16 protein-coding genes are annotated in these 16,188 nt (G+C 53.7%); 8 read left to right on the plus strand and 8 right to left on the minus strand.

Translation table 11 applies throughout. The features are described from left to right. Positions 1 to 61: 61 nt before the first annotated feature. The 8 genes from E9954_RS27240 (at position 62) to E9954_RS27275 (ending at position 5,544) form a co-directional block, all read left to right on the plus strand. Entirely contained in the window at positions 62 to 487 is a 426-nt protein-coding gene (locus E9954_RS27240) for a response regulator (protein ID WP_168442634.1), read from the plus strand. A gap of 66 nt (positions 488 to 553) precedes the next feature. Then, positions 554 to 949 carry a response regulator gene (locus tag E9954_RS27245; RefSeq protein WP_136082459.1) on the plus strand — a complete coding sequence of 132 codons (396 nt, stop codon included), beginning with the start codon at positions 554 to 556 and terminating at the stop codon, positions 947 to 949. After that, positions 946 to 1,566, plus strand: a complete 621-nt coding sequence (locus E9954_RS27250; RefSeq protein ID WP_168442635.1) for a response regulator — start codon at positions 946 to 948, stop codon at positions 1,564 to 1,566. The genes E9954_RS27245 and E9954_RS27250 overlap by 4 nt, the downstream gene beginning before the upstream one ends. A gap of 6 nt (positions 1,567 to 1,572) precedes the next feature. Continuing rightward, positions 1,573 to 2,379: a glycosyltransferase family 2 protein gene (locus E9954_RS27255; RefSeq protein WP_136082461.1), complete on the plus strand. Its 807-nt coding sequence runs from the start codon at positions 1,573 to 1,575 to the stop codon at positions 2,377 to 2,379. Next, on the plus strand, positions 2,376 to 3,353 hold the full coding sequence (locus E9954_RS27260; RefSeq protein ID WP_136082462.1) for a nucleotidyltransferase family protein: 978 nt from the start codon (positions 2,376 to 2,378) through the stop codon (positions 3,351 to 3,353). Before E9954_RS27255 ends, E9954_RS27260 begins: the two co-directional genes overlap by 4 nt. After that, a complete protein-coding gene (locus tag E9954_RS27265; protein WP_136082463.1) occupies positions 3,353 to 4,558 on the plus strand; it encodes an alkaline phosphatase family protein in 1,206 nt (401 codons plus the stop codon). The genes E9954_RS27260 and E9954_RS27265 overlap by 1 nt, the downstream gene beginning before the upstream one ends. A gap of 30 nt (positions 4,559 to 4,588) precedes the next feature. After that, the gene (locus E9954_RS27270) at positions 4,589 to 4,810 is read left to right on the plus strand and encodes a DUF3820 family protein (protein ID WP_136082464.1); all 222 of its coding nucleotides are present in this window, start codon (positions 4,589 to 4,591) and stop codon (positions 4,808 to 4,810) included. A 266-nt stretch (positions 4,811 to 5,076) separates the two neighbouring features. Next, the gene (locus tag E9954_RS27275; protein ID WP_136082465.1) at positions 5,077 to 5,544 is read left to right on the plus strand and encodes a peroxiredoxin; all 468 of its coding nucleotides are present in this window, start codon (positions 5,077 to 5,079) and stop codon (positions 5,542 to 5,544) included. 150 nt (positions 5,545 to 5,694) lie between these two features. On the opposite strand, the gene E9954_RS33170 is transcribed toward E9954_RS27275, so the two are convergent. From E9954_RS33170 to E9954_RS27310, 8 genes are all read right to left on the minus strand, one after another. Beyond that, positions 5,695 to 6,261 carry an IS630 family transposase gene (locus E9954_RS33170; protein WP_222847015.1) on the minus strand — a complete coding sequence of 189 codons (567 nt, stop codon included), beginning with the start codon at positions 6,259 to 6,261 and terminating at the stop codon, positions 5,695 to 5,697. Continuing rightward, positions 6,242 to 6,631: an IS630 transposase-related protein gene (locus E9954_RS33175; RefSeq protein WP_222847016.1), complete on the minus strand. Its 390-nt coding sequence runs from the start codon at positions 6,629 to 6,631 to the stop codon at positions 6,242 to 6,244. The genes E9954_RS33170 and E9954_RS33175 overlap by 20 nt, the downstream gene beginning before the upstream one ends. Before the next feature lie 55 nt (positions 6,632 to 6,686). After that, on the minus strand, positions 6,687 to 6,932 hold the full coding sequence (locus E9954_RS27285) for a hypothetical protein (protein ID WP_136082466.1): 246 nt from the start codon (positions 6,930 to 6,932) through the stop codon (positions 6,687 to 6,689). Continuing rightward, positions 6,925 to 8,238: a hypothetical protein gene (locus E9954_RS27290; RefSeq protein ID WP_136082467.1), complete on the minus strand. Its 1,314-nt coding sequence runs from the start codon at positions 8,236 to 8,238 to the stop codon at positions 6,925 to 6,927. The genes E9954_RS27285 and E9954_RS27290 overlap by 8 nt, the downstream gene beginning before the upstream one ends. Positions 8,239 to 8,350: 112 nt before the next feature. Then, positions 8,351 to 10,123: an NADH-dependent [FeFe] hydrogenase, group A6 gene (locus E9954_RS27295; RefSeq protein ID WP_136082468.1), complete on the minus strand. Its 1,773-nt coding sequence runs from the start codon at positions 10,121 to 10,123 to the stop codon at positions 8,351 to 8,353. A 23-nt stretch (positions 10,124 to 10,146) separates the two neighbouring features. After that, on the minus strand, positions 10,147 to 13,233 hold the full coding sequence (nuoF, locus tag E9954_RS27300) for an NADH-quinone oxidoreductase subunit NuoF (protein ID WP_342793907.1): 3,087 nt from the start codon (positions 13,231 to 13,233) through the stop codon (positions 10,147 to 10,149). Between the two features lie 71 nt (positions 13,234 to 13,304). Next, a complete protein-coding gene (locus tag E9954_RS27305) occupies positions 13,305 to 13,835 on the minus strand; it encodes an NADH-quinone oxidoreductase subunit NuoE family protein (protein ID WP_168442636.1) in 531 nt (176 codons plus the stop codon). A 389-nt stretch (positions 13,836 to 14,224) separates the two neighbouring features. Continuing rightward, positions 14,225 to 16,126 carry a tRNA uridine-5-carboxymethylaminomethyl modification enzyme MnmG/GidA gene (locus tag E9954_RS27310; RefSeq protein WP_136082470.1) on the minus strand — a complete coding sequence of 634 codons (1,902 nt, stop codon included), beginning with the start codon at positions 16,124 to 16,126 and terminating at the stop codon, positions 14,225 to 14,227. Positions 16,127 to 16,188: the final 62 nt, after the last annotated feature.

The raw sequence follows: 16,188 nt of genomic DNA on the forward strand, positions 1-16,188 counted from the left end.
AAATGGCTTGGGTTTGCCCGATGGTTCGTTTTAGCATGCCGGGCTGCTGGAGATTATGCGCATGAACGACTATTCAAACATACGGGTGCTGGTGGTGGACGATGAGCCGGGCATTCGCGATAGCCTGTCCGCCTTCCTGGACGATTATGGCTTCGATGCCATGGGCTGCGGAAGCACCGAGGAGGCGCGCGATCTGATGATCGAGAATACCTTCGATGTCTGCGTGGTAGACCTTCGCCTGCCGGGCCTGAGCGGCGAGGATTTGATCCTGCTGGCCAGCAAACGCTTCCCCAGCCAGCGCTACATCATCCATACCGGTTCGATTTCCTATAATCTTCCCCAAGAGCTCCGGGCCATCGGCATGAGGCCGGAACATGTGTTCCACAAACCGGTGCGGGTCTTGAGCATGCTGGTGAAGCGCATCAAGGAGCTGGCTGAAAACCCTGCGGCCCAACTGCCTTTGCCCAAACTCCAGCAAGCCGAATAGTCCCACTATGGACTTGGGTTGTGACCACCGAACATTATAGTCTCGAGGTTCAATAAAGGAATCTTGATGGCTGACTACTCTTCAATACGTGTTCTGGTGATCGATGACGAGCCGGCGATCTGCTCCAGCTTGTCCGCCTTTCTCGAGGACTATGGTTTCCGCGCATCCACGGCGGAAAGTGCCGAGGAAGCTCTCGACCTGATGAAAAGCAACGTCTACGACGTCTGCATCGTCGATATGCGCCTGCCGGGCATGAGCGGGGAAGACATGATCATCCAGGCGCGCGAGCGCTACCCGGAGCAACGCCACATCATCTATACCGGTTCGATCTCCTACAACCTTTCCGAAAAACTCAAGGAGCTGGGCATGCGCCCGGAGCACGTCTTCCTGAAGCCGGTCCGCGTACTCTCCCTGCTCGTCAAATGCATCAAGGAACTCGCGCCCGACACCCAGGCGAAATGACCCCGGAACAACCACAGACCAAAGTGCTGGTGATCGAAGACGAAGCCCCCGTCCGCGATAGTTTCCACAATTTCCTCGAAGACCAGGGCTATGCCGTTTTCGAGGCAACCAATGGGCGCGAAGGAATCGAACAGTTCGACCAATGCCAGCCCGACGTCGTTTTGATCGACCTGCGCATGCCGGTCATGAACGGGCAGCAGGTGCTTGAACGGCTGGCCCCGAAAGCTCCGGACACCCCCCTGATCATTATCTCCGGCACCGGGCACATCGGCGATACCATCGAGGCGCTGCACCTCGGTGCGTGGGACTACCTGCTCAAACCGGTGGCCGATCTCGACATGCTCGACCACGCCATTACGGCGGCGCTCGAGCGCGCCCGGCTGATCGCGGAAAACCGCGAATACCAAAAAGGGCTCGAAATACGGGTTGAGGAGCGTACACGCGAACTGAACGCGAAGGTGGAGGAACTGACCCGCTTCAACCGCATGGCGGTGGGGCGCGAACGGCGCATCATCGAGCTCAAACGGCAAATCAACAACCTGCAGGTTGAACTCGGGCGGGAGCCCCAATACAAGTCGCCGCAAATCATCGACGAAGATCCCTCCCTGCTCGACTAGTCCGCCATGCCCGACTCCGTAGCCATCATCATGCGCGCAAAGGACGAAATGCCGTATGTCCGGCAGGCCCTGGACATGCTCAAGCGGCAAACCTTCACCGATTTCGAACTCTGCGCCGTTGATTCGGGCTCCACCGACGGAACGCTCGAGGAACTCGAAACCCATTGCGGAAACCTTGTCCGTATTGCCCCGGGCGACTATGCCCCGGGAAAAGTGCTCAACGACGCCATTGCGCGAACCTCGTCGGGCATCGTTGTTTTCCTGAATGCCGATGCCGTTCCCCAATCCGACGATTGGCTCGAACGCCTGCTGGCCCCGTTGCACGAAGGCCGGGCCGATGCCACCTTCAGCAAGCAGGTTGCCCGGGCCGATGCACGGTTCATTGTGGCCTACGACTATGAGCGGGCCTACAACCCGGCCAGGATCGAACCCGGCTTCTTCTCCGCCGTCGCCTGTGCGTTCCGGCGCGGGCTTTGGGAAAAGCACCGGTTCCGGGAGGAGGGCTACGCCGAAGACGTTGCCTGGGCGAAGGCATGTGTTGCCGATGGCGCCCGGTTCCAGCTATTGGGAGATTCGGTGGTCGAGCACTCGCACAACTACTCCCTCAAGGGTTTGTTTGAAAAGCGGCGCCGCCAGGCGGTCACCTTCAACGAGGTGCCGAACCTCGGCAAACAGGTTGCGAAGTGCTTCCGGGAACTTGTCCGCGACCTGCTCCATGCCACCCGGAAACTCAAGCTCCACACCGTCCCCTACAACCTCGCCTACCGCATCACCATCCACCGCGCAATCCACCAAGGGCACAAGCACCGATGAGCAAATATACCATCAGGGGATCGGAAGCATTGGATGCGCGGATCGATATTCATCTCGAACATATCGCCAAAACCGTGGCGCCCTATTGCGAGGCCGTCGTGCTGCTGGGCGGCTATGGGCGGGGCGAAGGCACGCCGTTCATCAAACCCGATGGTTCGCAGGCCCCGTTCAACGACTATGACCTGGTCGTCATTGTCGATACGCTCAACACGGCGGTGCGCCTACAGTTCAACACGCTGGAAAAACAGCTGACCGAGGATCTCGGCCTGCCCGTCGATCTCTGCCCCTATGCCAAGGCGGAGCTGCCCTCCCGCGAGTTTTCCCTGCTGAACTATGAAATGAAACATGGCCACATGGTCATCCGGGGCGATGAACATGTGCTGGACGCCATGCCGAACTATGCCCACGATGCCATTCCGCTTTCGGAAGGCGCGCGCCTGCTGCTCAACCGCGGCAAGCTGCTGCTCGACATCAAGCGGCGCCTTTCCAATCCCGAGCCCCTCTTCGCGGTGGAGAGGATCCGCCTCATCAAGTTTATCCACAAGGCGCTGCTGGCCTTCGGCGACGCCGCCCTGCTCGCCGCCGGGCAATACGACATTTCCTATTCCGTCAAAAAAGAGCGGATCCTTAAAATCGGGGAATGCCCGGGTCGAGAGCGGATTGTCCAAGGCTACCTCCAGGCGGTTGAACTCAAGGAATGGGGCGACTTCCAAGCCTTGGACGAGTACGGCATCGAATCCGAATTCAGCGGGGTTTGCGAACAATTCCTGCGCTTCATGCCGTGGTACCGACATCAATATTCAAGGCGGGAGTGCTCCATCCCCAAGGCGGTTGCACTGAACCTGAAATGGAACCGGCGCCTTTGCACGCAACATCCGCGCGTTCAGCTCTACGATGCGATCATCGAGCTTTTGCAGGATAAGGCCGCCATGTCGCACCAACGCTTCTATGAACTGCAACGGAGGTTTTCCTGATGAAAAAGGAAAAGCTCAGCCTGTTCCTGTTCATCGATGCCTTTGGCTGGGAAGTGAAGCAGCGCCATCCCGAATTCCTGCAAGGCCTGATCCTGGAGAGCAAGCCGCTCGAAACCATCCTGGGCTACTCCTCCGCCTGCGACCCCTCCATCATCTCCGGCCTCACCCCGGCCGACCACAAGCTGTGGTCGTCCTACTACTACGATCCGGAAGGCTCCCCCTTCAAGTGGACGCGTCCCCTCGCCCTTTTGCCCGACTTCATTTTCCGGCGCGGCCGCGTGCGCAACCAGCTAAGCAAATGGATCAAGAAACGGTGCGGCTTCACCGGCTATTTCCAGCTTTACGCCGTCCCCTTCAAGCAACTGCACCTGTTCAACTATGCCGAGCAAAAACGTATCTGGGAGCCCGGAGGCCTCCCGCAAGGCGACTCCATCTTCGACCGCATGGCCCGCAAAGGCATCCCCTACTCCACCCATGACAGCGCGTTTCCGGACGAGGTTCGCATCGAAAAACTGCTCCAACACATCGAACAGCAGTCCATCGACTTCGCCTACTGCTCCCTCGGAAAACTCGACGGCCTGATGCATGCCGAAGGCATCGACTCCCCGAAGATTGGGCCATTGATGGACTGGTACGACGCGCAGTTGCGCAAATTGATGGCCACGGCGGAAGAACAGTATGAAACGGTGTCCTTCTACCTCTTCACCGACCACGGCATGCACAACGTCGCCCGTTCCTACGACCTCATCACCGACATCGAAGCCCTGGGCCTGGAATGGAACAAGGACTATGCCGCCTTCTACGACTCCACCATGGCCCGCTTCTGGATCCTCGATGAAAAGGCTCGCGCCCCCATCACGGAATACCTGAACGGGCATTCACAGGGTCGGTTGCTGACCGATGCAGAGCTCAAAAAGTTCGGCGTCTGGTTCGAGGATGGCCAATATGGCGACCTGGTGTTCCTCATGAACTCCGGCACCCAGATTATTCCAAGTTTCATGGGCGCCAAGCCCTGCAAAGGCATGCACGGCTACCACCCTGACGATCCCGATTCGCTCGCGTCGCTCTCATCGAACAAGCCCATCCCCGAATCCATCACCAAAATCCAGCACATCCACCAGCTCATGCTGACCGAACTGGCCTTGGAGGGCGAGCCAACCCCGGCAGAAACAGCTCGGACAGAGCCTCGCCCTCCAAAGGAATGATTACGCATCACTCGTTACGAATTACGTCCCATGGAAGAACTATTCCCCGATCCCAAATTCCTGCTCGAACTCGCCGAAGCCCGTATGCCGTTCGGCAAGCACCAGGGCTGGTTGCTCATCGACCTCCCCGAACCCTACGTCGTCTGGTTCAAGCAAAAGGGCTTTCCCCACGGCAAGCTCGGCAAACAGCTCGAAACCATCTACGTCATCAAAGCCAACGGCCTCGAGCACCTCTTCGATCCCCTGCGCTAATCCTTAACCCGGTAATGAACCACGAAATACCTGGAGCAGCGGTGCCACGCTAGGTATTCCGTGGTTCCAACCTCATTCATCGATCCCGGTTCAACCCAAATGACCTCAATTCGAACAACCATCCAACCCGTTTTCTTTTTTAAGTATATCATCCAACCACCACGATCGTGGTGGTTGGATGATATACTTAAAACTGGCAAGAGGAGTTTTCAATGCGGGGAAATTGGCCTATGCTTTCGCCATTATAGCCAAAGAAAGGAACTGTTATGGATTCACTCGAAGGAAAGAAAGCGCCAGCGTTCACGCTGGAAGGTAGCGACGGAAAGAAGCATTCGATCAAGGATTATCTCGGCAAGCGGATAGTGATCTATTTTTACCCGCGCGACAATACGCCGGGTTGCACAAAGGAATCGTGTGGATTCCGCGACCTGCACCAGGAGATCGGCGATCTGAACACGGTGGTGCTGGGCGTGAGCAAGGATAGCCTCGCCTCGCACGATACGTTTATCGAAAAGTTCAACCTGCCCTTCACGTTGCTTTCCGATCCGGAAACGAAGATGATGGCCAAGTATGGCGCATGGGGCGAAAAGGTGCTCTATGGCAAAACCAGCATCGGCTGCATCCGCTCGACGGTGATCGTCGATGAAAAGGGGAAGATCATCAAACATTGGCGCAAGGTGCCGAAGGCCGATGCGCACCCCGCCAAGGTGCTGGAAATTCTCCAGAGCCTTTAAACCTGGCTGGACTTAATTGCCACAAAGAGGCTCAAAATGCACAAAGACCCGGACTGTAGTGTCTTCATGCTTCTTGCACCTTTTCGTGGCAATCTCAACTCCCGCGAGTACTACATCCATTCAATATCATTCATGCAATGCTAGAGCAATTTAATTTAAACTGTAGCCGCATGAGGCAAACCAACCTTGAGCATCCGCCGCACTAACGCACCCTAAGGCAGCGCCGATCGCATCAAACAGAGATTCCAGGGAGCGCGCTTTTTCCCCGCGAAGCAATTGCTTTACTTTGCTCCACATCTTTTCGATGGGATTGAGATCAGGACTGTAGGGCGGAAGGAACCAAACCTCTGCCCCAGCTTCTTCGATCAACTGTAACGAAGCCTTGTCCTTATGAGCCGAGAGGTTATCAAGCACAACGATATCGCCCACTCGAAGAGTCGGAGCTAGAACCTGTTCGACATAGGCACGGAATACATCGCCGCTTGTGGCGGCATCAATCGCCATGCAGGCTGTTTCTCCGTTGAAACGAATGGAGGAGATCATGGTGGTGGTACACCAATGGCCATGCGGGGCGTGATCGTAAGCCCGCTCATTTTTCGGCGAGCGTCCGTACAGCCGAGTCATATTGGTCTTGGCTCCAGCCTCATCAATAAAGACCAACCGAGCAATGTCAAGTTGCCCTTGCATGGCCATCCACTCAGCCCGTGCGAGTTTCACGTCTTCGCGCCCTTGCTCGCTGGCGTGAAGCGTTTTTTTTAAAGCTCATCCCCATGTCCTTGAGTACATAGTGAATGGCAGGCAGCGTGCAATCGAGCTCCAGTTGCTCTCGGATCTCCCACAACGTGATATCAGGTTGCCGATCAATCAGCGTTTTCATCTGCTTCCGGTGCTCTTGGGTGAAGTAGGGTTTTCTTCCTGAATGGCTGTGAAGCGGGGCGATATCGCCGGTTCGCTTCCGTTGCGAGAGGAGCTTCTTTACCATACCAAGCGATACCTTGTATCGGTCAGCAATGTCCTGCCGGGTTCCTTCTCCGGCATCGTAGGTGGCCAGAATTCTCTGGCGTAGATCCAGTGATAGAGTGCTCATGCAAAGAACTCTACACAATGACTCATCTAATGGCTATAGAATTATTTAAAATGCTCTAGTGCTCGAACACCATGGTTTTGCAATCGACGCCACCAATGGCTTGGACGGCTTCGATCATCTGGCAGGTTTCGGGCGTATCGGCCATTTCCAGCAGGATCAGGCCGTTCGATGGGCAGATATCGTCGTGCATGCCCAAGCGGGTTTTAATCTGTTCGCCGAATTGCGTGAAGACCGCCTGAACCTTCACGGCATGGGCCTCGCGGTCGACAATGTGAACGCCTACGATAATATGCTTATCCATTTCCATTCTCCTGGTTGGTTGGTGATTCGTTGAGTACGAGAAAGCGCGGATCGACTTCGTAGAATTGGTTGCGCCCCTCTTTTTCCGCGTGGGCGGCCAGGCAAAGATCGACCCAGTTCTTGAGGTATTTCTGGATCTGCTGCTTGCTCTTTCCCATGGTGGCGGCGAGCGAGCTGTTGGTGAAGCGTCGTTGCCGGACGGCGGCAAGGAAGACTTCCAGCTCCATGCCGTGGAGCGTGCGCTTCAATTCGCCAAAGACAATCTCGTGCAGTCCCGCCTGTGCATCCTCCAGACCGAGCGGTTGGGCATAGCTATCGGGCAGGTGGCTGATGAGGGAGGTGATGGCATTCATGACATAGCGTATTTTTCCCGAGAAGGTTTCGTAGAGATAGAAGACCACATCGTAGTCGACCGGCTTGATCCATTGCATCCGCGGAACCGCGAGCAACGCATAGCGCTTTTCCATCACTTTTCTTACCGCCTCGTGCGACAGCGGTTCCAGATGCACCGGCGTGTCGAAGAAGATGCTGCGCACCCGGGGCAACGGGATGATGACCTGCTGGAACATGCCTTCATAGCCCACGAACACGAAATATGCGCCGGGTTCCTGCAGGACATCGCGGATGTTTTCGAAAAAGTCGCGCAGTTTTTCAGGCGTTCGCCGGGCCAAAAGTTCCAGGTTGTCCAGATGGAAAACGACGCCGGAAAATCCGCGGGTTTGAATGAGGGCTATCAAACCGGAAAGAAGCTCCCGGAGTTGGTCGTTGGTCACCTCGCCGACCTTGACGGAGGAATTGCTGGTTCGCCCAAACCCGCCTCCGGTTCCAATCACCGAGATGCTGCCGGAAAACCCGTGCCCTTTTTCAACATGCACGCCGGTGATTGCTGTGATCTTGCGCAGGATCTTGTTTTTGTCGAAGGCCTTTTCCCCCATTTCCAGGCGCAGGCGCGCCGAGAGCGAAGCGAGAAGGCTCAGGAGAAAATCGCGCTCCCCCCACTCTTCCCTAACCGAGATCTCCGTCAGCGGGGAAAGCAACCGATGGTCCTTGGACGACTCCCACAGCTGCCGGTGATAGTTGACAAACGTGGTCTTTCCGACCCCCGGTTCGCCTTCCACGACCATCCTCCCGCCGCCCGGATTCCGCAGGAAATTCATCAGCAAGCGGGAAGCCGATGAAGAAATATCGCGTTCCACATAGGCATCCTGCACCGAGAGCGGGGCCGCCTTGCTGAGCGACAACGCCTTCGTATCGTAGGGATTATCGGTAAACCCGTACCGCTCCCACAAGTTCTGCGTAAGCTCCATGGCATTCCTTTCAGTAAACAAGGTTAGGTTTACCTTGGTTGACCAACCCTGTCAAAGGTAAACCGTATAAGGATTACCTTTGTTTACCATGGATCCTCCCCGCCATTGGACGCTAGATCCGCTCTTTTTCGAAATATTTCGTGTGGAGCAGTTCGTGCGATTTGTGGCCGAGCGGGGCACCGAGGAAATCTTCGTATAGCTTGGCGACGGCCTCGTTCTCGTGCGACTTGCGCAGGGTTTTTCCTTCGTCCTCGGCATAGATGGCCTTGATGCGCGCCTTGCGCACTTCATCGGTCGTGATGCGGGGCTGTCCCCCACCCCCGATGCACCCACCCGGGCAGGTCATGACTTCGATGAAGTGGTATTCGGCTTCGCCGGCGCGGATCTTTTCGACCAGTGCGCGAGCATTGGCCAGCGAATGCGCCACGGCAACCTTTGCGGTGACCCCTTCGAGGAAGCTCCATGCCGGGACGGTTCCTTCGATGGTGATGGCGGCCTCCTTGATGCCCTCGAGCCCAACAACAGGCGTGACATGCAGGTTTTCGAAAGGCAGCTCGCGGCCCGTCACCAGCTCGTAGGCGGTACGCAGTGCGGCTTCCATCACCCCGCCTGAGTTGGCGAAGATGTCGGCGGCGCCGGAACCGAGTCCGAGCGGTGCATCCATTTCGGAATCTTCCAACGAAACGAAGTCGATGCCGGCTTCGGTGATCATCCGGCCCAACTCGCGGGTGGTGAGCACGACATCCACATCCTGCGCGCCGCTGCCGTTCATTTCGGGGCGGGCGGCCTCGTATTTCTTGGCGGTGCAGGGCATTACGGAAACCATGAACATTTCTTCCGGCTTTTTGCCTAGCTTCTGGGCATAGTAGGTTTTCACCATGGCGCCCATCATCTGCTGCGGCGATTTGCAGGTGGAAAGATTGGCGAGCATGTCGGGATAGTAGAATTCCATGAACTGGATCCATCCGGGCGAGCAGCTGGTGAACATGGGCAACGCCACCTCTTCGCCATCGACCAGCGCCTTCTTGAGGCGGGTCAGCAATTCAGTGCCTTCCTCCATGATGGTGAGGTCGGCCGAAAAGTTGGTATCGAAGATGGCATCGAATTTCATGCGGCGCAATGCGGTGGTCATCTTTCCGGTCACCAGGGTGCCCGGTTCCATTCCAAAGCATTCACCGAGCGCGGCACGGATGGCCGGTGCGGTCTGAACGACCACGGTCAGATCCGGATTGTCCAGTGCCGCCCATACCTCGGCGGTCTGGTCGCGTTCGGAGATTGCACCGACCGGGCAGACGGCGGAGCATTGGCCGCACTGCACACAGGTTACCGTATCCAGCCCCTTGCCGAAGGCCGGGCCAATGGTGGTTTTGAAACCGCGGCTCTGCGGAAAAAGAGCTGAAACACTCTGGGTTGCCGTACATACGGTTACGCAGCGGCGACAGGAAATGCACTTGGCGCTATCGCGCACTAGCCCGGCCGTGCTTTCATCCTGGCAACGCGGCGCCTTTTCCCCTTCGTATCGCAGTTCGCGAATACCGAGGTCGCGTGCAATGGACTGGAGCTCGCAATCCTCGTTCCGGTCGCAGATCTGGCAGTCGCCCTCGTGCTCGGAGAGCAAAAGCTCAACGACCAGTTTGCGCGCCTCGCGCACGCGCCGGTTGTTGGTGTGGATCTTCATTTCGTCGGAAACCGGCATGACGCAGGAGGCGACCAAATCCTTTACACCCTCGATCTCGACCAGGCAGACGCGGCATGCGCCAATGGCCTGTATTTTTTCGAGATAGCAGAGTGTCGGTATTTTGATGCCCGCCTGCTTGCACGCCTCAAGGACGGTGGTTCCCTCTTCGACCGAGTACGGTTTGTAATCAATGGTGATATCAATCATTTTTAAATCCTCGTTAAATCCCATTACCAAGTGTGAACTTCTTCGCGATAGTCGCAACGCAGACAACGCTTTGCCTGCCGGGTGGCCGTGGCTTCGTCCCACGGTTGTTCGACTTCATCGAAGTTGCAGCGGCGGCGTTCCACCGGAATCAGCGGTTGCTTTTCACGTTCAAACATAACGGGATCCGCATCGGGATCGAAGGGCGTGTCGTTTCTCTTCTCCTCGCGCCAGAAGGCGTTGTTTTTCCCGGTCAGGAATTGGTCGATTCCGGCGGCGGCCTTTTCTCCATCGGCCACCGCTTCGATGACGGACGACGGGCCGGTGGCAACATCGCCACCAGCGAAAATCCAATCCTCGGAGGTTCCTTTGGAGAGTGCATCCGTCGCCACATAGCCATTCCGCTGTACGTTGAGGTTGAGGTTTCCGGTGAGTGCTGGAAGATCGACGCTCTGACCGATTGCCGCAATCACCTGATCGCACGGAACAATGAAGTCCTCATCCTCGCCGGCCACCGGGCGCCGACGGCCGGAACGGTCGAATGCGCCCAGTTCCATGGGCTTGCACCGAATGCCTACCACCTTTCCATCCTCAACCAGGATTTCTTCCGGGGAAGTGAGCAATTGAAGCTTAACGCCTTCAGCTTCGGCCTCTTCGATTTCCTCTTCGTAGGCCGGCATCTGCTCCCGTGTTCGACGGTATAGCACGGTAACGGTTTCCGCATCCAGGCGGGCGGCGGTACGGGCCGCATCGATGGCGGCGTTCCCGCCCCCGATGATGACCACATGCCGCCCGACCGGTACAGAACCGCGGATGTTGTAGTCGCGCAGGAAGGTCATGGCTTCATAAACGCCCTCGGCCTCTTCGCCCGGCAAACCAAGTTTGAGACCATCGGGTGCACCGACTGCAAGGAATACGGCTTCGTAGCCCTCCTCTTTCAGACTCTCCAATGTGAAATCGACACCCAGAGCCTTGTCGCATTCGATATCCACCCCGAGGCGTTCGATCATACGGACTTCGCGGGCAAGAATTTCGCGCGGTAACCTGTAGGCAGGAATTGTTTGCGCCATCATGCCACCCGGGCGGGGTGCCGCCTCGAAGACCTTTGGCTTGTAGCCAAGACGTGCCAGGAAGAATGCGCAGGAAAGGCCCGCCGGACCTGCACCGACAATGGCGATTTTCTTGGCGGCATTCTTGGCGTTTTCCTTGCAGTCCGGAACCTGGATAATCATTTCCTGCTCCACCATGAAACGCTTTACGCCCCGGATGGATAATGGACTATCGAGCGACGAGCGACGGCAATGCTCTTCGCACGCATGGAAACAGATTCTTGCACAAGCCGCAGCGAATGGATTGCGTTCCCGGTGCAGTTTCAGTGCATCGGCATAACGTTTTTCACCGACCAACGATACGAAGCCGGGCACATCAACCGAAGCGGGGCAAGCGCTTTGGCAAGGAGCCCTGACCAATCCGGCACATACCCCGGCGCGGCATTTGTGCTCGCGGATGTGTTCCTCGTATTCCACACGGAAATGCCGAATGGTGGAGAGTACGGGGTTGGCCGCGGTTTTTCCAAGGCCGCACAAGGCGGTTTCCTTGATCTGCTCACCAAGGGATATGAGTCGTTCAATATCGCCCTCCTTCCCTTTGCCATCGCAGATGCGTTCCAGGATTTCGAGCAAACGTTTGGTTCCCACACGGCAGGGTGTGCATTTACCGCATGATTCTTCCTGAACAAATTCGAGGAAGAAACGGGCGACGTCCACCATGCAACTTTCTTCGTCCATGACGATCAGGCCACCCGATCCCATAATGGCACCGAGCTCATTGAGCGACTCATAATCGAGGGCCACATTGAGGTGTTCCTTCGGAATACAACCTCCCGAAGGACCACCCAGTTGCGCAGCCTTGAAGGGTTTTCCATCAACAATTCCGCCGCCAATGTCATAAAGTAGCTCGCCAAGCGATATTCCAATCGGAACTTCGACCAGGCCGGTGTTGTTTACGGCCCCGGCCAAAGCAAATACCTTTGTTCCCTTGCTCTTCTCGGTTCCAAGCTGGGCATAGGACTCCGCGCCATCAAGAATGATAACCGGAACGCTTGCAAATGTTTCCACATTATTGAGTAAGGTTGGTTTTCCCCAAAGCCCCTTGATTGCCGGGAACGGAGGACGAGGACGCGGCTCACCGCGGTTCCCTTCGATGGAGGTCATCAGCGCGGTTTCTTCGCCACATACAAAAGCGCCCGAACCCATGCGGATTTCAAGATCGAAACTGAAACCTGAACCTAGGATATTTTCCCCTAGCAATCCCGTTTGGCGGGCCTGGTTTATGGCCTTCTGCAAACGTTCAATTGCAACCGGGTATTCGGCACGGCAATAGACATAACCCCGTTGGGCACCAACCGCATAACCGGCGATTGCCATACCTTCGATTACGCTATGGGGATCGCCTTCTAGCACACTACGATCCATGAATGCGCCGGGATCCCCCTCGTCCGCGTTGCATACCACGCTCTTAGTGTCCGATTCCGCTTCCCGGGTGAATTTCCATTTCAGGCCGGTTGGAAAACCTCCCCCACCCCGCCCGCGAAGTCCCGATTCGAGAATACTATTTACTACATCTTCCGATGACATCGAGGTGATCGCTTTGGCAAGTGCCTTATATCCTTTAGCCGCTATGTATTCGTTAATTTTAAGAGGATCAATATTTCCACAATTACGAAGCACCAGCTTTTTTTGGCGCTTGAAGTACTCGATTTCATCAACATCCGCAACCGGCTTTCCGCTTGCAGCATCCTTATGCAACAGGTGCGAAACCACGTTGCCCTTCATAATATGCTCTTTAACAATTGTTTTCGCGTCTTCAACCGTTATGCCTTGGTAAAAAACATTATCCGGCATGATTTTCGCAACCGGTCCTGCTGCACATGGCCCCATGCACCCGGTTTCTACCAAGGTCGCCTTATGAGAGAGTTCATTTTCTTCAATGTAATTTTTGAATGCCTTGCAAATTTCGAGCGCACCTGAAGCCAGGCACCCTCCCCCGACACAGACAAGAATCTCCCGTGTTGAGTCGTCGTGCGATTTCGATAATGAGTGATCTGCACGCAATCCAAGTTTTTGAATTTCAAGATTCTGCAATTTATCCAACGCTTGCGCTGATTCTATTTTTTCATACATGGTTAGGCCTCCTCCATTTGCGTTTCATAATAGGGAGCAAGAATCTGTTTAATTCGTGCTGGCTTCACGCGCTGGTGAACATCGTCATTGATCATGATTGCCGGGGCTAAGCCACATGCACCGAAACACCGGGCTACTTCCAGTGAAAAAGCTTTATCCTCGGTTGTTTCCCCTACATCGATACTAAGTTCCTTTTTGATTGAATCGAGGACTTGTTTTCCTCCTCTGACATAACATGCCGTTCCAAGACAGACTCTTATGACATTGTCCCCTCGCGGCTGGGTCGAGAAAAAGGAATAGAAACCGACCACGCCCGCGACTTCGCTATATGGTTTGTCCATTTTCTTCGCAATATGGCGAAGCACATCCTCAGGAAGAAAACCGAACAGGCCTTGCGCAATCTGCAAAACCGGGATCAATCCCCCATCCTTATATTTATACTCCTCAAGAATCTCATCAAGCTTCTTAAACAGATTTTCATCACTGGATTCCATTCCACAGGAACAGCTTACGGATTTAGCTTCATTCAGCATACTACGTCTCCATTGCTAGGGTTCTCAAGTGCTACATACGGAAAGTCCACTCTCCAAAATACTTAAAAAACCCGAAGATTCAACTACTCTCTATTTTTATCGATATATTTATACAAAATATTGATTGTGATTAGGGGGTAGGTCTCAAAGCGGAGCCGCATATATATGCTTAAGGTGATGTTTTTTGTAATATTTTACGTGGTTATACACAACCAATTCAAAAACCACATAAATTCATTTCAGATGCATTAAGTGTTTATTATGTTGATTTTATTCCATTGTAATAAGGTGTACTTAAGCTGCTGATATGAAGAAAACATATAATATGTACCGCAGAGGTGTCCGAAACCTTAAAGCAATAATAGACTGAAACTCATGAACTAACTTTGTTAGTTTTGACCGGTTTCACGTTTGATAAACATCATAAGAATTGAAACATCAGATGGATTGACGCCAGAAATTCTAGAGGCCTGGCCCAAGTTTTCCGGGCGTATATTTTTAAGTTTTTCTCTGGCTTCGTAGCGTAGGCTTTTAACATTATCATAGTCAAAATCTGATGGTATATGCTGGTCTTCCTTCCTCCTGGCTGCATCAATACGCTCTTTTTCGCGTTTAATGTATCCAGCATATTTCACCTCAATTTCAACTTGCTTTATCACCTCGTCGCTAAGAGATGAAACATTATGCGGTAAATCCTTATAGGAAAAGTTTGGTTGGCGAAGCATTTGTCCTAGCGATTTCCCATCAAAATATATGGTCTCTAGTCGATCGCATTCCGCCTGAATTTGTTTGCCTTGATCTGATATTTCCTCAATTTCAGAAATATCGACAATACCCAGCTTCTTTGTCTTTTCAAATAGCCGATAATAGACATTATCCTGACGTAACGTCAATCGATGCTCCGAGCGAGAGGTAAACATTCTATAGGGTTCATCTGTTCCTTTAGTGACTAAATCATCTATCAGGACACCAATATAGCTTTCACTACGACTCAATGTGAAAGGGCCGCCTCCAAGAACCTTTATTGCAGCGTTAGCACCAGCAACAAACCCCTGAGCCGCAGCTTCCTCATATCCTGTTGTTCCATTCAATTGACCGGCAAAGAAAAGATTTTCGACGAGTTTAGTTTCCAGTGTATGGAAAAGCTGGGTTGGATTTGAGTAGTCATACTCTATCGCATAGCCAGGGCGAATAATTTCGGCATTCTCTAAACCATGGATGGAATGGATCATTTGCCCTTGAACATCCTCAGGAAGACTATTGGAGGTTCCATTTGGATAGAGGCGGATATTGTTCCGGCCTTCAGGTTCAACAAAGACATGATGGGAATCTCTACCGGAGAACTTCACAATCTTATCTTCAATAGATGGGCAGTATCGGACTCCGGTTCCTTCAACCAACCCACCATACATCGCACTTTTTTTTAGGTTTTCAGCAATGATCTGATGGGTATTTTCATTTGTATGGGTTAGCCAACAAGGGATCTGGTCTGTACCAGGCATCCACGGGTGCATTCCAGGTTGTTCCACGTGGAACATAGCATTCATCCCAATGGAACTTTCCTTCTGGTGTTCCACGTGGAACATTTTCCACTCTTTACGTGCCATTCTAGAAAAGAAAGGGGGAGGGTTATCGCCTGGCTGTATCTCCATCTTGGAATAATCGACAGAATCCCTATGTATCCGAGGTGGCGTTCCCGTCTTCAATCTACCCAATTCAAAACCGAACCGATCAAATGATGTGCTTAATTCCTCAGCCGATTCCTCACCCATCCGACCTTCGTTAATACTTTTCATACCAATAAGGACACGTCCACGAAGAAATGTTCCGGTACAGATTACAACAGCACTAGCATCGATGTCTCCACTTCCTCTAGTCGTCACACCACATATTTTTGATCCTTTTGTTCGGATTTCCGTGACAATATCATCATGTATGTCGAGATGCTTCTGCATCCCAAGCACCGCTTGAATTCGTACAGGAAAAAGGTCTTTGTCGCACTGGATGCGGTTAGATTGAACTGCCGGCCCCTTGCGCGTGTTTAACATACGGTATTGAATCCCCGTATAGTCAGAATTACGACCTAATTCACCACCGAGCGCATCCAATTCAGAAACTAAATGTGATTTCGCAATTCCGCCCACTGCTGGATTACAAGGTAATCTTCCAATAAGTTTTTTGTTTAGTGTTATCAATAGTGTATTAACACCCATTCTTGCCGAAGCCAAAGCAGCCTCATAGCCTGCATGACCACCACCAACAACAATAACATCATATAAAGTCTTATACATAATTACACCATTTATACTTATCGGGTCGTGGATAGTTGCACTCAGCAATAGAATGGTCAACG

The sequence above is a fragment of the Pontiella desulfatans genome (genome assembly GCF_900890425.1).
Taxonomy (GTDB): Bacteria; Verrucomicrobiota; Kiritimatiellia; order Kiritimatiellales; family Pontiellaceae; genus Pontiella; species Pontiella desulfatans.

Bases quoted from the DNA above. Each gene is read 5' to 3' on its own strand.
- E9954_RS27240 (WP_168442634.1), top strand. From the start codon at position 62: ATGAACGACTATTCAAACATACGGGTGCTGGTGGTGGACGATGAGCCG.
- E9954_RS27245 (WP_136082459.1), top strand. From the start codon at position 554: ATGGCTGACTACTCTTCAATACGTGTTCTGGTGATCGATGACGAGCCG.
- E9954_RS27250 (WP_168442635.1), top strand. From the start codon at position 946: ATGACCCCGGAACAACCACAGACCAAAGTGCTGGTGATCGAAGACGAA.
- E9954_RS27255 (WP_136082461.1), top strand. From the start codon at position 1,573: ATGCCCGACTCCGTAGCCATCATCATGCGCGCAAAGGACGAAATGCCG.
- E9954_RS27260 (WP_136082462.1), top strand. From the start codon at position 2,376: ATGAGCAAATATACCATCAGGGGATCGGAAGCATTGGATGCGCGGATC.
- E9954_RS27265 (WP_136082463.1), top strand. From the start codon at position 3,353: ATGAAAAAGGAAAAGCTCAGCCTGTTCCTGTTCATCGATGCCTTTGGC.
- E9954_RS27270 (WP_136082464.1), top strand. From the start codon at position 4,589: ATGGAAGAACTATTCCCCGATCCCAAATTCCTGCTCGAACTCGCCGAA.
- E9954_RS27275 (WP_136082465.1), top strand. From the start codon at position 5,077: ATGGATTCACTCGAAGGAAAGAAAGCGCCAGCGTTCACGCTGGAAGGT.
- E9954_RS33175 (WP_222847016.1), bottom strand. From the start codon at position 6,631: ATGAGCACTCTATCACTGGATCTACGCCAGAGAATTCTGGCCACCTAC.
- E9954_RS27285 (WP_136082466.1), bottom strand. From the start codon at position 6,932: ATGGATAAGCATATTATCGTAGGCGTTCACATTGTCGACCGCGAGGCC.
- E9954_RS27290 (WP_136082467.1), bottom strand. From the start codon at position 8,238: ATGGAGCTTACGCAGAACTTGTGGGAGCGGTACGGGTTTACCGATAAT.
- E9954_RS27295 (WP_136082468.1), bottom strand. From the start codon at position 10,123: ATGATTGATATCACCATTGATTACAAACCGTACTCGGTCGAAGAGGGA.
- E9954_RS27305 (WP_168442636.1), bottom strand. From the start codon at position 13,835: ATGCTGAATGAAGCTAAATCCGTAAGCTGTTCCTGTGGAATGGAATCC.
- E9954_RS27310 (WP_136082470.1), bottom strand. From the start codon at position 16,126: ATGTATAAGACTTTATATGATGTTATTGTTGTTGGTGGTGGTCATGCA.